The sequence below is a fragment of the Paenibacillus sp. NPDC101420 genome, from assembly GCF_050277435.1.
Lineage (GTDB): Bacteria > Bacillota > Bacilli > Paenibacillales > Paenibacillaceae > Paenibacillus_AQ.
The window spans coordinates 475,660-490,496 of the sequence record NZ_JBNNSE010000004.1 but is presented as its reverse complement, the minus strand read 5'-3'; the positions used below and the strand labels follow the sequence as shown (position 1 = coordinate 490,496).

The 14,837-nt window shown below is 44.9% G+C and carries 13 protein-coding genes; 5 read left to right on the top strand and 8 right to left on the bottom strand.

The features are described from left to right. The first annotated feature begins 250 nt into the window (after positions 1–250). Entirely contained in the window at positions 251–718 is a 468-nt protein-coding gene (locus ACQKMP_RS20100) for a MarR family winged helix-turn-helix transcriptional regulator (protein WP_042123913.1), read from the top strand. A gap of 114 nt (positions 719–832) precedes the next feature. Here ACQKMP_RS20100 and ACQKMP_RS20095 read toward each other — a convergent pair whose 3' ends face one another. From ACQKMP_RS20095 to ACQKMP_RS20085, 3 genes are all read right to left on the bottom strand, one after another. Beyond that, positions 833–2,341, bottom strand: a complete 1,509-nt coding sequence (locus ACQKMP_RS20095; RefSeq protein WP_042184634.1) for an MDR family MFS transporter — start codon at positions 2,339–2,341, stop codon at positions 833–835. Between the two features lie 24 nt (positions 2,342–2,365). Continuing rightward, positions 2,366–2,926 carry a GNAT family N-acetyltransferase gene (locus ACQKMP_RS20090; protein WP_427470606.1) on the bottom strand — a complete coding sequence of 187 codons (561 nt, stop codon included), beginning with the start codon at positions 2,924–2,926 and terminating at the stop codon, positions 2,366–2,368. Between the two features lie 184 nt (positions 2,927–3,110). Further along, on the bottom strand, positions 3,111–3,392 hold the full coding sequence (locus ACQKMP_RS20085; protein ID WP_427470604.1) for a hypothetical protein: 282 nt from the start codon (positions 3,390–3,392) through the stop codon (positions 3,111–3,113). Between the two features lie 227 nt (positions 3,393–3,619). Between ACQKMP_RS20085 and ACQKMP_RS20080 the strand changes: the two genes are divergently transcribed. Continuing rightward, the gene (locus ACQKMP_RS20080) at positions 3,620–4,099 is read left to right on the top strand and encodes a GAF domain-containing protein (RefSeq protein ID WP_042184630.1); all 480 of its coding nucleotides are present in this window, start codon (positions 3,620–3,622) and stop codon (positions 4,097–4,099) included. Between the two features lie 88 nt (positions 4,100–4,187). On the opposite strand, the gene ACQKMP_RS20075 is transcribed toward ACQKMP_RS20080, so the two are convergent. The 3 genes from ACQKMP_RS20075 to ACQKMP_RS20065 form a co-directional block, all read right to left on the bottom strand. Further along, positions 4,188–6,620: a glycogen/starch/alpha-glucan phosphorylase gene (locus ACQKMP_RS20075; protein WP_427470602.1), complete on the bottom strand. Its 2,433-nt coding sequence runs from the start codon at positions 6,618–6,620 to the stop codon at positions 4,188–4,190. Between the two features lie 97 nt (positions 6,621–6,717). Beyond that, entirely contained in the window at positions 6,718–7,821 is a 1,104-nt protein-coding gene (gene glgD / locus ACQKMP_RS20070) for a glucose-1-phosphate adenylyltransferase subunit GlgD (RefSeq protein ID WP_042184625.1), read from the bottom strand. A gap of 122 nt (positions 7,822–7,943) precedes the next feature. After that, positions 7,944–9,107 carry a glucose-1-phosphate adenylyltransferase gene (locus ACQKMP_RS20065; RefSeq protein ID WP_042184623.1) on the bottom strand — a complete coding sequence of 388 codons (1,164 nt, stop codon included), beginning with the start codon at positions 9,105–9,107 and terminating at the stop codon, positions 7,944–7,946. A gap of 463 nt (positions 9,108–9,570) precedes the next feature. On the opposite strand from ACQKMP_RS20065, the gene ACQKMP_RS20060 reads away from it, so the two are divergent. The 3 genes from ACQKMP_RS20060 (at position 9,571) to ACQKMP_RS20050 (ending at position 12,548) form a co-directional block, all read left to right on the top strand. Further along, the gene (locus ACQKMP_RS20060; protein ID WP_076116779.1) at positions 9,571–10,254 is read left to right on the top strand and encodes a response regulator transcription factor; all 684 of its coding nucleotides are present in this window, start codon (positions 9,571–9,573) and stop codon (positions 10,252–10,254) included. Further along, positions 10,251–11,834, top strand: coding sequence for a sensor histidine kinase (locus ACQKMP_RS20055; protein WP_427470599.1), 1,584 nt, complete (start codon positions 10,251–10,253; stop codon positions 11,832–11,834). The genes ACQKMP_RS20060 and ACQKMP_RS20055 overlap by 4 nt, the downstream gene beginning before the upstream one ends. A gap of 147 nt (positions 11,835–11,981) precedes the next feature. Further along, positions 11,982–12,548 (top strand): FAD-dependent oxidoreductase, encoded by a 567-nt coding sequence (locus tag ACQKMP_RS20050; protein WP_042184618.1) that lies wholly within the window; start codon positions 11,982–11,984, stop codon positions 12,546–12,548. Positions 12,549–12,922: 374 nt separating this feature from the next. On the opposite strand, the gene galU is transcribed toward ACQKMP_RS20050, so the two are convergent. Beyond that, positions 12,923–13,834 (bottom strand): UTP--glucose-1-phosphate uridylyltransferase GalU, encoded by a 912-nt coding sequence (gene galU, locus ACQKMP_RS20045; RefSeq protein ID WP_427470597.1) that lies wholly within the window; start codon positions 13,832–13,834, stop codon positions 12,923–12,925. A 20-nt stretch (positions 13,835–13,854) separates the two neighbouring features. Continuing rightward, the gene (locus ACQKMP_RS20040) at positions 13,855–14,835 is read right to left on the bottom strand and encodes a glycosyltransferase family 2 protein (RefSeq protein WP_042184612.1); all 981 of its coding nucleotides are present in this window, start codon (positions 14,833–14,835) and stop codon (positions 13,855–13,857) included. Positions 14,836–14,837: the final 2 nt, after the last annotated feature.

Sequence of the window (14,837 nt, the reverse complement as noted above, 5' to 3'; positions counted from 1 at the left end):
ACCGGGGGATGAAATTGATATCCTTTCAGAGACTGAAGTAAAAAAACATTCAATTTCAGCATCTTCAAAAAATTGTTTGATTTTTAATAATTAAAAGTTGCTCATTGTGACAAATCACATGTTCTTCATTCGATCTTTCACGTATTCTATTGTTATCTCAAAGTTCGTTGCACAGGTAAACCGTGCACTAATTAATATGATTACAGACGTGCGACGAGTTCACATGATTAACGATAGAGGGTGGAGAAGCATGATACAATCTTATGAACGTGATACACAATTAACACTACATTTGTACCGGGTATTTGCCAAATCATTCAAGAGTATTAATGAGCATGCTGTTACCGGCAGCAAAATTGAAGGTTTTAACCCTACTGCCTTTGCCGTCATGGAAGTGTTGTACTATAAGGGACCACAGCCCATTCAACAAATTGGTGCCAAACTACTGCTACAGAGCGGCAACGTGACTTACGTTATCGACAAGCTCGAAGAACGCGGCTATTTGCAACGTAAGCCTTGTCCAAGTGATCGTCGTGTGATTTTCGCAGAGTTGACCGCGGAAGGCGAACGTCTCATGAATGAGATGTATCCGAAATACTCAGAGCGTCTTCATCTTGCTTTCAGCGGACTGAATGATGAAGAGAAGGAACAAATGATCACTCTGCTCAAGAAGATGGGTCTGCAAGCTGAGAAGCTTTCCCCTCTTCCCCGTAAGTAGAGCTAGAGGCTAGGCTGCTTTTTACTTCATATGTGTTAGACAAGCTGTTATTGCACGAAGAAGCCCGACCGGTAAATACCCGGTCGGGCTTCTTTATGTGATTTAGAGAATGAGTTATGCCTTTTTCAAAGACGACGTAGCATCCTCTACCGAAGGTACACCCTTGCGCAAACCCCAAGATATAACTAGTGACAAGACTGCGAAAACTGCCATCACAATAAATAGTGAATGAAGTCCCCCTTCTAGTGCACCACGTAAACTGTTTGATACTTCGCCGGAGAGGTTAGTGCCTGTATGCGAGCCTAGCAGCTTATTAATATCATCACCTGTAACGTTTGAATCCGGTTGTTTTCGCAACAGCTGATCAATATTCAAGTTCAGCCAGGAACCGAAAATAGCCACCCCAATGGTCTGACCTAGGGACCTTGTAAATGCATTAAGTGCTGTGGACGCACCGCGTTGATCATACGCAACCGACGACTGAGCGATAATCGTGAAGACCGTAGAGGAGTATCCGAAGCCTACCCCACAGACCAGCATCAAGCATAAGAGGATTACCTGTGAAGACTCTCCAGTCAAGAAAACCAGACCAATAGCTCCGGCAGCAATCATCATTAATCCAAGCATTGCCGTTCGGCGAGAACCCGCTCGCAGAATCATCCGTCCGCCTGCGATTGACCCAAACATCCAGCCTACAGACATTGGCGCAAGCAGCAAGCCTGAGATCGCAGCGCTTTTTCCAGAAACGCCCTGAACCCATAAAGGGATATACGTAGAAAGTCCAATAATTAATGTGCTTACAAGCAGGTTGGCACCCGTTGATACTGCGATATTACGATTTGAGAATAGGTTCAGCGGAAGCATAGGCTCTGGTGCACGGCGCTCCACAAGCAAAAATAGGATTAACAGGATAACCGCTGCACCCAGTGTTGCGAGTAGTAAAGGAGAGGTCCATGCCAGGTTCTGCCCTCCCGTGGAGAGTCCAAAGAGTAGAGCACCCATACCTGCCGCGAACAGAAGGACGCCTGGCACATCGATCTGTGTCTTCCGACGCACCTTTTCTTCCTTCAGGTAGCGCGCAATAAATACCATTGCCAACACGCCAAATGGCAGATTGAATACAAATACCCAGCGCCAGCTTAAGTAATCTACCACATAGCCACCAAGCAGTGGCCCTACCAAAGAGGAAATCCCCCATACAGAGCTTAGCAACCCTTGTGTCTTTGCTCTTTCTTCAATGCTGTAAATATCACCGATAATGGTAAAGGTCATTGGAATAAGTGCACCCGCACCGATCCCCTGTATCGCGCGAAACAGGATCAGCTGTTCCATACTTTGAGATATGCCGCATAATAATGAGCCTAGTAAAAAAACAGCCGCTCCCCACATGAATACAGGCTTGCGTCCGAACAGATCACTGATTTTGCCGAAAATAGGTGTAGTAATAGCCATTGCCAGTAAATATGAAGTAAATATCCAGCTCAGCCACTGCATTCCCTGAAAGTCGCCTACAATCGCCGGTCCGGCTGGTCCTGTTACAGTTCCCTCAATAGCCGCCAGAAACGTGGCCAGCAGTACCCCTGTTAATATAAGCTTACGTTCTAAATCCCCTGTTGACTTCAATGTTCCAAACCCTCTCTTTATGTATTAAGTGGATTGCCACTCCTCGCGCAGTAGAGCATGGAGAGCAGTATCCTGAAAGCCGGAAGCGATCTGCCTGTATTGACGCAATACGCCTTCCTTCTGAAATCCAAGCGTATGAACCAGCCTCTCCGCACGGATATTATCAGGATGACAGAGCGCTTCAATCCGATTCAAGCCCATAATATTGAAACCAAATTCGAGTACAAGCCCAAGCGCTTCCTTCATATATCCAAGCCCCCAAAAGGCAGGCGACAGATCACAGCCTATTTCACCACGGTAAGCTCCCTGAAGCTGCCAATGGTTATATCCACAGCTACCTATGACTTCCTCCCCAGGTCCAATAATACTCCAACGTAAGCTCTCCTCTTCCTGAGCCATCTGCGATAGAAGGTCGATAAGCTGCTTCGTCTCTTCTATAGAGGATAATGCCGGTGCACCCAGCCAGAGAGAAACTTCCGGATGTGACCAAACCTGAAATAACGCTGAAGCATGTTCAGTAGTCATAGCACATAATTTTAATCTTCTACCGATCAGTGTAGGTGTCACTCCATTGCATAGATACAATTCTCCGCTCCCCCTTCAACTTATCAATTATACATCATTCAAGAGTATATCCTTAAGCTAAAAGTTCTAATTTCTTTAACTTTGAAAAGAACAAATTGTATCCTCTCACGTAAAAAGCGCCTGCATCAGAAGGGTAATTCTCCCTTGATACAGACACTTTTATGGAACTTTGCTTTAAATGATTTCATTCTGCTCCCTGAATAACTTCATTACACAGCACCTGAAGTTTGGCTCGAATATCCTTGAACTCTTCAATACCCGTGCCAGTAATACTGTACCCTTCACTATGTGCAGTCAGAAAGTTGTCCAGCGTCAGCTTTTCCAATTCCTGTTTCACTTCGCGTTCTCCTACACGATACCCCATGTCTTCCAGTCCGAGCAGCATCTCCGAGATCGTCACATCTTTATCATGAGCACAATAAAGCATGTGAATTCCTATGAACAAGTTCTGTACATCAGCGCGCATATTCCACTCCTTCTGGCAACAAAGCCTTCGGTATTTACTCTTGCATTACCCTATGACAGTTCATTGGAAACATCATCACAAGGGTTCAGTGCTACAGAGGGATCATAGCCCATCCCAAAATATTACAAAACAATGTTGTGTCTTGACGTACCCCTCATAGCTGTACTATGTTGTTAGTTACAGTTATGGTTTCATATTGAATTTAAAGTACAGGAAGGTGATGCTTCATGTTTCAAGCTATGCCATATGATGGAACGCGCAGCGAGCAGTTTGAAGCCGTTCTAATCCAACTCGAAGCATTGATAAAGGACGAACCAAGTGCTACAGCCAATCTGGCTAATGCTTCGGCACTACTTAAACACGCTCTACCGGATACGAATTGGGCCGGTTTTTATTTATTTGACGGCAAGGAGCTAGTACTTGGACCTTTTCAAGGCCTCCCTGCATGCATTCGAATTCCGCTATCTCGCGGGGTGTGCGGAACGGCAGCCGCCGAGCGGCGCACACTTGTAGTAGGTGATGTGCATGCATTCCCAGGTCATATCGCCTGTGATGCAGCCTCCAACAGCGAGATTGTTGTTCCTTTAATAAAGGATGATCGCTTGCTTGGCGTACTTGATATCGACAGTCCGCTCAAGGATCGCTTTGATGATGAAGAACGCCGGTTTCTGGAGCGGTTCGCAGCTTTAGTATCGGAAGCTATCTAAAAATTTCTTCGTTTTATATCCCATAAGAAAAAAGGCTGTCTTATTTGTAAGGGTTACCTACTTATAAGACAGCCTTTTTATGTTGATCCTACAGTCGAACCGGACTAATGTTCCAAATCTCAGCTGCATAGCGACTAATTGTGTTATCGCTGGAGAATTTACCGGAATGACCAATATTAATAATGGACTTCTTCAGCCATTCTTGCCGGTTGCGATATGCCCGATCAATTTCGACGTGCGTCTCAACGTAACTAGCGAAATCCTTCAGGACAAAAAACTCATCGTTATTATCCAGAAGAGAGTGGAAAATGCTCTCAAACTCCGTAGCGTGACAACATATAGGTCCTGGTTTGATTAACTGATCCAGCACTTCTTTCACACGACTATCCCCGTTGTAAATATCACGCGCATGATAACCGCCATGCTGGTAGTAATCCATGACCTGCTCAGCACGAAGTCCGAACAGGAACATATTGTTGTCTCCCACCATTTCATGCATTTCTACATTTGCGCCATCCATCGTCCCTACCGTCAATGCACCGTTCATCATAAACTTCATATTCCCGGTACCGGATGCTTCTTTGCTGGCTGTAGAAATCTGCTCACTGATGTCCGCTGCAGGAATGATCTTTTCTGCTAGAGATACCGAATAATTTTCAAGGAAAAAGATACGAATCTTCCCTTTAACATCCGGATCTTTATTGACTACCTCCGCAACTGTATTAATCAGTTTGATAATCCGCTTCGCCAGATGATAACTCGGCGCTGCCTTTGCTCCGAATATAAACGTGCGTGGAACCATATCCATCGAAGGATTATCTTTGATTTGATTGTACAAATGCAGAATATGCAAAATATTAAGCAACTGGCGCTTGTAGGCATGTAGACGTTTCACCTGTACATCAAAGATAGAGTCAGGATCGACATGTACTGAATGCTTACTGTAGATGTACTCTGCAAGACGAAGCTTATTCTGGCGCTTAATACTGGCTACTTGTTCCTGGAAGGAAGCATCCTCACAATATTTAATCAAGCCAATCATTTCTTGAGGATGGCTCACCCAACGGGTCCCTATCGATTGATTGATTAAATTAGCCAGATCTGGATTGGCATGCAGTAACCATCGCCGATGTGTAATTCCGTTCGTCTTATTATTGAAACGGTGTGGATACATTTCATTAAAAAGTCGCATCTCGCGCTTCATTAATATTTCTGTATGCAGCGCCGCTACTCCATTGACACTATGGCTCGCTACAATCGCCAGATGAGCCATTCGAACCTGATCATCATGAATTATCGCCATCTGCGCAATTCGATCCTGATCCCCCGGATAACGACTCATAAGCTCACCACAGAAACGCGCATTGATCTCTTCAATGATAAGAAAAATACGTGGCAGTAGCTCCCTAACCATTTGAATAGGCCATTTCTCAAGCGCCTCGCTCAGAATAGTGTGATTAGTGTAAGAGACCATACGCGTGGTGATACTCCATGCCTCATCCCATCCTAAACCATGTACATCCATCAGAATCCTCATCAATTCAGGAATCACCAACGTTGGATGTGTATCATTAATATGAAGAGCAACCTTGTCTGGCAGCGATTCTATAGGAATCCCAAGCTTGGCATAGGTACGCAGAATACTTTGCAGCCCCGCGCTACAGAGGAAATACTGTTGCTTCAGGCGAAGCAGCTTACCTTCGTATTGAGAGTCATCTGGGTAAAGGAACTCCGAAATGGATTCTACAGAACGCTTATACTCCAGAAACTTATGATAGTCCGTCCCGGCAAAAGAACCAAAGGTTCTAGAGGGCTGGGTGATGGATTCTGCACTCCAGTTACGCAGTGTATTCACATGCCGGCGATCAGCACCAATGATAGGGACATCGTAAGGCACTGCTCGAACAGCCTCATATTGCGTATGATCGAATACGAGTCGTCCGTTCTCTTCGCGGGTCTCAATATTCCCCCAGAACCTAACTTCAACCTGCTTGTCTTCGCGGCGCACTTCCCATACATTATCATTCTGCAGCCAGTAATCAGGAAGTTCCACTTGATACCCATCAACGATCTTCTGCTCGAACAGGCCATATTTATACCGTATACCACAGCCATGTCCCGCATATTGCAGGGAAGCGAGTGAGTCCAGGAAGCAGGCGGCCAAACGACCGAGACCTCCATTCCCTAACCCAGCGTCCGATTCCTCCTCCTCTATATCCTGCAAACAAAAGCCAAGGTCCGCTAAACCTTCACGTACTACTTCCAGTACACCCATATTCAACAGATTGTTCCCCAGAAGCCTACCGATCAAGAACTCCATTGAAAAATAGTAAACCTGCTTATCTTTATCGAGCTTATATTTCTGGTTCGTTTCCGCCCAATTTTTCCCGGCGTTCTCACGAATCATGTTGCCCAGTATTTTATAGACATCGGCATTCGAGGCTTCCTCAAGCGGTTTACCTAATTTACCAATGAGGGTCTCACGGAATACCTGTTTGAAAGATTCTTTATCGTTAAACAACAGTAGTTCCTCCTGACAAATGCTTTTATTAGAAGTGCAGCAGACTGTGCCATTAGATCAGATAGGTTAATACTGCTTTGTTCATCTAATCCAGTCGTTAGATCTTGCTGCTCTTGGCGATGACGAATGGACGTTTGCTATCTCCAACAAGAATTCGATTCTTACTCAAATGTACGTCTTTATCCATGATTACATTCTCAATGACCGCATTTTCTTCGATGACGCACTTTTGCATAATTACTGAGTTGATGATCTTCGCTCCCTTACGTACCTGAACCCCCCGAAAGATCACGCTATTCTCTACCGTTCCAGCTATAATGCAGCCATTAGCCACCAACGAATTACTGACATTAGCACTTTCCAAGTATCGGGTTGGAGCCTCGTATTTAATCTTCGTCTGTACCGGGCTTTCTTTGAACAAACTGAAGTAATTCTCCTGCTGGAGCAGTTCCAAACTGTTCTTATAATAACTCTCTAATGAATTAATTACGGCATGATAGCCATGATATTCGTATGCGGCGATATTAAATTTGTGTCGGTTCTTCTGAACTACATCTCGGAAAAAATAACTCTCTCCATGCGCAATGCAATGCTCCACCTGCTCCAAGAACAGTTTTTTCTCCATAATGAAGATATCCAGATATAAATTAGGATGGTCTTTCTCATGATGGATATTAGTCACCTTATTCTCTTCGTCTACTTCAATACGCTGGCATAGATCATGTTCTGGCTGCAGTTCTTCAATCTTTTTATACACTACTGTAACGTCGGCACCCTTCTCCAGATGATAACTGTACAAATCCTGAAGATCGATCGTATTGATATGCTGGCTGCCGGAAAACACGATATATTTAGCAGATCCCCGTTTAAAAAGATCCAGATTGTTATGATAATGCTGTAAGTCCCCGAGAGAAGTATCCGTTGGATCGTTCCAGTCTGGAGGCAAAATGAATAATCCCCCATGCTTGCGGTTCATATCCCACGATTTCCCGTCACCCAAATGGTCCATTAGAGAACGGTATTTACGGCGGACGAACAGGCCAACGCTCTCCAGGTCTGCACGCATCATATTAGAAAGCACGAAATCAATCAACCGATAACGACTGGCAAAAGGTACGGCTGCACCACAGCGGAAATAAGTGAGTTCATTTAGTTTGTCGAGTTCATGATCCAGATTAATTACACCCATGAGTTGCTTCATCGGAATCCACCGTCCTCTTATAATTTATAAGAAAGTATAAGTTTCACGATATACTTTATCCTTATAAATCTCGCATAAACGCTTACCGTCCCTAGAAGGACGCCGAAGGCGTTTTAGCTTGATTATATGGTTTTGGCCACAGCTGATTTACGTTTTTTGCTTTTATTGTCGATCAGCAGAATTTCGTTCTCGTTCTCCCGTTCGATGCCTATTTCCATATAATCGTCGATTACCGTATTCTCACTAATAATCGCTTTATGAATGCGTACGTTCTTGCCAATCTTGACCTTAGGCATAATCACGGAGTCCGTAATTACACTTCCTTCACCCACTTCTACCCCATAAAAGAGAACCGAATGATTCACTTCTCCGTGCACTATGCAGCCTTCATTAATAATGCAGCCTGACACTTTCGCCCCAGGGGCAACATATTGGGCAGGTTGATTCGGATTACGTGTAAAAATGCGCCAGCTGGGATCATTTAGATTAAGTGGCGGAGTATCGCTTAGCAAATCCATATTTGCTTCCCATAAGCTAGTTACTGTACCTACATCTCTCCAGTATCCTTCAAAAGGGTACGCAAATAAGGAGTTTCCGTCCTCCAGCATCAAAGGAATGATATCCTTGCCGAAATCGTGGGATGATCCTACATTCTCCCCGTCCTCTAGTAAATGCTTGCGGAGAACCTCCCATTTGAAGATATACACACCCATAGAAGCTAATGTGCTTTTTGGCTGAGCGGGCTTTTCCTCAAATTCGTAAATTTTTAGATCGTCCTCCGTATTCAAAATTCCAAATCGGCTTGCTTCCTCCAGCGGAACGTCAATGACAGAAATTGTGCAATCAGCGTTTCTTTCCTTGTGGTATTGAAGCATAGCGTGATAATCCATTTTATAAATGTGATCACCGGACAGAATAAGAACATGCTCTGGATCAAACTGATCCACAAACTTAAGATTCCGATAAATCGCATCGGCTGTTCCCCGATACCAGCTGCTTCCATTCTCACGTTCATGCGGTGGCAACACGAATACCCCACCGTTCTTACGGTTCAAATCCCAATCGCTGCCTACTCCGATGTAAGAATGCAGTATGAGTGGCTCATATTGAGTCAGCACACCAACTGTATCAATACCTGAATTGGAGCAGTTACTTAAAGGGAAGTCGATGATCCGATAGGTCCCTCCAAAATAAACAGCGGGCTTGGCAAGCGATTTGGTTAAACCTTTCAATCTTTTGCCTTGGCCTCCAGCCAATAGCATGGCTACCATTTCCTTTTTCTTCATGGAAAAGCCTCCCTTGACTTATGGGTAATATGAAGTTCAGCAAGCACAGGTTGAATGAACAGAAGTTCCAAAAAGAAATGAATGAACAAGAAATACACTTGAAAGAAATGAGCCTTGATAGGAAGATGGACAAAGATGAGAAAAACGTGGAAGGAAATGTAACACGGTCGGATTATCTTTCCTAAAATGGGTAACTTTCACCAAAATCAGGAGATTATCCTTATTGTAAAGTGTTCTATATCCGCCGTCAAAACCCTTTATCACATTTTCGAAAATCCGAATTTTTTAACCTTGTTTGTTATTAAACACATTAATATTACTTATAACTAAATTAACCGCTTTGAATCATCATGAAATAAGAAAAGGCTCCTTTAATCGTAAAGCAAAGGGACTCATCTTCAGCAAACATTCAACCGAATATGTCATAATGTAGCTATCTATCACTGATTTGGAGGTACCTATGATGAAAGCAGCTCAAGGCGTTCGACTACTGCTCGTAGATGATGAGCCTCATATATTACAATTTCTAGAGTTGGGGCTCCTTAACGAAGGATTTGAAGTCAGAACCGCACCCGACGGAATCACAGCCATCTCGGTCGCTGCTGAGTTCAAGCCACATGTAGCCATCCTAGATGTCATGATGCCTGGCATGGATGGATTCGAGTTATGTCATTACCTTCGCTCGGAAGAGACGGAACTAGCCGTTATCATGCTAACTGCAAAGGATGAAGTGGACGATCGAGTCAAGGGTCTCACTATTGGTGCTGACGATTATATGGTCAAGCCCTTCAGCTTCGACGAATTGCTTGCCCGAATTCAAGCGCGGCTACGCAATCAGTTTCCAGGTCTGCTCGGCGAGGTACGCTGCGGTCCATTCCGAATTGATAGCCGTAGAAAAGAAATTCGCTTCAAGGAAGAAGTCCTTGAACTCTCACCCACGGAATACGAGTTATTACAGTATCTCGTTATTAATCACGGCCTTGTACTAAGTAAACCCATGATTCTTGATAAAGTGTGGGGCTATGACTTTGGTGGTGAGGAAAATATCGTTGAGGTCTATATCCGTTCGCTTCGCGAGAAGCTCGGGGATAAGGAGCACCGTATTATCCGTACCCTGCGGGGAGCAGGCTACCGGGTAGATCTATGAGTACGCGCTTCTCTACATGGTTTCGTAAGCTGCCCGCACCACGTTCTCTACGCAAACAGCTGCTAGCCATTTCGCTGCTCATTCTATCAGGATTGCTTCTTCTAATCGGAGTATTACAATATATACTCATGCGGGATTTCATATATAGCAATAGAGCAGAGTCTATGGAAGCGCAAATACGTTCAGTTCCCCGTGAGATGTTTTTCAACTTTTTCAATTCCTATGACGAGGACACCACAACTCCGAATGAGGGAAACACCGAGTATAACGGCAATTTGCCGGGGGAAAGAAACGGCGAGAATAAAATCCCAAATGGTCAAAGAACCGGTGAGAATAGGCGTCCACTCCTGCTGGATGCCCATACAACCCTCGCTATTTATAGCTCAGATGGCACCTTCAGGGACTTACAGCAAATGACTTTATCTGATTCAGCCGCGCCTAGATTAACGAATGAGCAATACAATAATCTGCTCATTCATACCACGGATAGAGCAACAGGAAATTACAAGCTCATAGAGGCCGATGACGGCACTGAACATCTGGCTATATTCGTGAATCTCTATAGACCTGGAAATACTCGATTGCTTCTCCAAATGAGCGTGAATACCGGACCTCTTACGGATGTAATCTTACAGCAATTGATGATCTACGCAGGTTTGTCAGTGATTGCTTTATTGGCTGGCTTCTTCCTATACTTGCCTGCCCTTCGAAAGACGCTGGTCCCTCTTTCAAATATGGGAGAGTCCGCCGAGATCATTGATGCCGGTAATCTGGATATCCGATTTCCAATTAACCAAGGCCAGACTGAGATCGACAAGCTGGCCCATTCATTCAATGGTATGCTCGAGCGTCTCGAAATATCCTTTCATAATGAACGGGAAGCCAAGGAACAGATGCGCCGCTTCGCTGCCGATGCTTCTCACGAGCTGCGAACGCCGCTGACCTCAATCCACGGTTTTTTGGAGGTCTTACTGCGTGGCGCTGCGGACAACAAAGAACAGTTATACAATTCATTGCGAAGCATGCATGGCGAATCGAAACGGATCAATAAGCTGGTGGAGGATTTGCTGCTGCTCGCTCGGATGGACGGCGCCCCTCAACTGCGGATGACGGATCTGTTGCTCGGTGAGGTCATTTCCGAAATGAAGCCGCATCTGCTCTTGTTAGCGGATCAGCGCAAAGTTACTTTTGATATCTCGTATGGCATCCATGGTAAATATGAACCCAATAAAATCAAACAGGTAATTCTGAATCTGTTCCACAATGCAGTTCAGCATACGGATACAGAATCTGGCACCATTCATCTCTCTTTACATGCTAGAGGAAATGAGGCCATTTTAACGGTGCAAGACAACGGCTGCGGGATTTCTCCAGAGCATATCCCACATATCTTTGATCGCTTCTACCGCAGCGATTCCTCTCGCACACGAAAATATGGTGGATCTGGACTCGGCCTTTCTATTACCAAGTCTATCGTGGAGGCACATCACGGCAAGATTAGTGTAAGCAGCACTCTCGGTGAGGGAACAACGTTTAGGGTTACCCTTCCTTGCGAGGAAGGATTAGCCAAGAGAGAGTAACAACCGTTATAATAGATGATAGACTTAAGCCTATGTCTATGATGCCAGTTTTGCTTCACAAAACTTAAGCCTATGCTTACGAAGTAGTTTTGCTATGTTGTCCATTCTAAGGAGCCACGCTTCACAAAACTTTTAGGAGGTCAAAAAATGTACGAAATCGCCGTAATTGGAGCCGGTCCTGCCGGTGCAAGCGCAGCCCTGTTCGCCGCCAAGGCGGGCAAAAAAACGCTGCTGATCGACAATGATAAAGGCATGACCCGTAGAGGATGGTTTGAGAACTTTTATGGAATTTCCGAAGTAGGCGGTCCTGATCTCGTAGAAACCGGACATAAGCAAGCCGTCAAATTCGGCGCTGAGCTGGTAGCAGAACAAGCTATTAACCTCACTTCCAGCGGCAACGGATTTGTCATTGAGACCGAAGATGGAATCATTTATGAAGCCAAACATGTTATTCTTGCAACAGGCGCCCTTACCGATCTAGCCGCCAAAGCAGGCGTGGAAACTAAGGATGGTACAGAGCCAAGAATCAAGACAGTTGTCGCTGTTAATCCAGAAGGCAAAACAAATATTGAAGGCATTTGGGCTGCAGGTACCGTTGCCGGAGTAAGTGTACATGCCATTATTACGGCAGGCGATGGCGCGAAGGTAGCCATTAATGTGATTAGCGAGTTAAATGGTGCGCGTTACGTGGATCATGATGTACTAAAGGCTTAATCAATGACTGAAAATATAGATCCGGAGACGATTCTTAGGAATCTGTCCTCCGGATTTTTTATATCGCAAAAAATAACTGCACTTGGTGCAGGTATTTCATATTTTAGCCCCTCTATGACTCTTTTAAGTGTAGTTGATGCAACTAAAAACAGATGGAAAGAGTATTTCCATTGGATTTTGAAGAAATAAGTGTATCAAGTGCAACTAAGTCGATCCATAGCAGTCTGATGCGCTTTTTAATTGTATAAAGTACACTTATTTGTTCATCCCCAACTGCCCTGTAAACGCCCCACGCGCAAAAAAACTGCCCCAAACATCATCCCACCGCCGCCGAAGACGATGTTAGGATCGTTTGAAACAGTCTCCTTCAATCACTAGCGTGTACCCCAAGGTAACGCCCCCACTTCTTCACTTTCCTTCAGACTAGCAGCCAGTTTCTGCAAATACGGAACCAGTAATGGACGCAACTCCTCCCGCATCAATCCGACCTCCAGCGTAGCCTGAATGTAGCCGAATTTATCACCAATATCATAACGTTTGCCGATCAAATCCAGGGCCAGCAAACCTTCATTACGGCATACCTCATGCAATGCATCAGTCAGTTGATATTCACCACCTGCTCCCCGTTCAAGGTTAGCCAGCACTGAAAATATCGAAGACTCCAAAATGTAACGTCCCATAATCGCATGCTCTGAAGGTGCCGTATCCGGGGAGGGCTTCTCCACCAAACCTTTAACTTCATGGACGCCTTGTAGAGAACCGCTTGATGAAATAATTCCGTATTTATGAACATCCTGCCGTGGTACCGGCTGAACACCGACGATGGTCTTCTCCTCTTGTTCATATAATCGCATCATTTGCAGCAGCGCCGGGTCCTCCGAGACCATGATATCGTCACCGAGCAGAACAGCGAAGGGCTCATCGCCAACGAACTGTTCCGCACAAAGGATGGCGTGACCTAGTCCTAGCGGCTCTTTTTGCCTAATGTAATGAATGCTGGCCAGTTCGCTAATCGCTTGGACTTCACGAAGCAGCTCCTCTTTTCCTTTTTCCAAAAGCGTCTGTTCCAGTTCCACTGATTTATCGAAATGATCTTCAATCGACTTCTTGTTGCGACCCGTCACGATAATGATGCTTTCAATGCCGGATCGAACAGCTTCTTCTACGATATATTGAATCGCCGGCTTATCCACAATGGGCAGCATTTCCTTGGGCTGAGCCTTAGTTGCAGGCAGGAAACGAGTGCCTAAACCCGCGGCGGGAATAACCGCTTTTCTAATCTTCACAACGAATCCCTCCCTTGCATTTATTGACGATGTAGAACTTGCTGTTCACGAACATCCTGTTGTTTCTTACCTTCATAGAACTCTTGAACAATATAGAGCGGACGTCCCTTGGTCTCATCATAAATCCGACCGACATACTCACCCAGAATCCCTAACATAATGAGCACAAAGCCATTAAAGGTCAGTGTGATTCCGATCATCGATGCCCAGCCCTTAACGACTGAATCCGTAAAAATCACCAGATATAGCACATACATCAGATATAGAAAGCCGGAGGCCGACAGCAGTGCGCCAAGGTATCCTGCCAGCTTCAGCGGCTTATAAGAGAAGGAAGTAATTCCATCCAGAGAGAGCTTGATCATCCGTTTCAGCGGATATTTAGTTTCTCCAGCCAGACGTTCATCGCGTTCATATTCAATGGCTTTTTGCCGAAAACCGACCCAGCTGACTAGCCCGCGTACGAACCGATTTTTCTCCGGCAGGCGTTTGAGCTCCTCACAGACTTTACGATCGATGAGGCGAAAATCTCCTGTATCGACAGGGATAGATATATCGGTTGAATAACGAAGTACTCTATAAAAGAGACTGGCCGTCCACTTTTTGAATAAGGATTCTCCGTTTCGCTTTATCCTTTTGGCATATACAACTTCATACCCCTGCTTCCATTCCGCAATCATGTCCAGAATCAGTTCTGGCGGATCTTGCAAATCGGCATCAATAATGACAACTGCATCCCCTAGGGCGTAATCCATTCCGGCAGTAATAGCGATCTGATGTCCAAAGTTACGAGACAAGTCGATCAGCTTCACACTTTCATCCCAGTAGCTATATTCCTCAATCATCTGGGCGCAATTATCTGTGCTGCCGTCATTCACAAAGATCAGCTCATACACTTCATTAGTTAAACCCATTACTTTTTTGATACGTCGATACGTCTCTTGAATGACCGCCTCTTCGTTAAACATCGGTATAATAATGGAATAGCGCACGTTGGTACTCATGA

Bases quoted from the DNA above. Each gene is read 5' to 3' on its own strand.
- ACQKMP_RS20100 (WP_042123913.1), top strand. From the start codon at position 251: ATGATACAATCTTATGAACGTGATACACAATTAACACTACATTTGTAC.
- ACQKMP_RS20085 (WP_427470604.1), bottom strand. From the start codon at position 3,392: ATGCGCGCTGATGTACAGAACTTGTTCATAGGAATTCACATGCTTTAT.
- ACQKMP_RS20080 (WP_042184630.1), top strand. From the start codon at position 3,620: ATGTTTCAAGCTATGCCATATGATGGAACGCGCAGCGAGCAGTTTGAA.
- glgD (WP_042184625.1), bottom strand. From the start codon at position 7,821: ATGAAGCAACTCATGGGTGTAATTAATCTGGATCATGAACTCGACAAA.
- ACQKMP_RS20065 (WP_042184623.1), bottom strand. From the start codon at position 9,107: ATGAAGAAAAAGGAAATGGTAGCCATGCTATTGGCTGGAGGCCAAGGC.
- ACQKMP_RS20060 (WP_076116779.1), top strand. From the start codon at position 9,571: ATGAAAGCAGCTCAAGGCGTTCGACTACTGCTCGTAGATGATGAGCCT.
- ACQKMP_RS20055 (WP_427470599.1), top strand. From the start codon at position 10,251: ATGAGTACGCGCTTCTCTACATGGTTTCGTAAGCTGCCCGCACCACGT.
- ACQKMP_RS20050 (WP_042184618.1), top strand. From the start codon at position 11,982: ATGTACGAAATCGCCGTAATTGGAGCCGGTCCTGCCGGTGCAAGCGCA.
- ACQKMP_RS20040 (WP_042184612.1), bottom strand. From the start codon at position 14,835: ATGAGTACCAACGTGCGCTATTCCATTATTATACCGATGTTTAACGAA.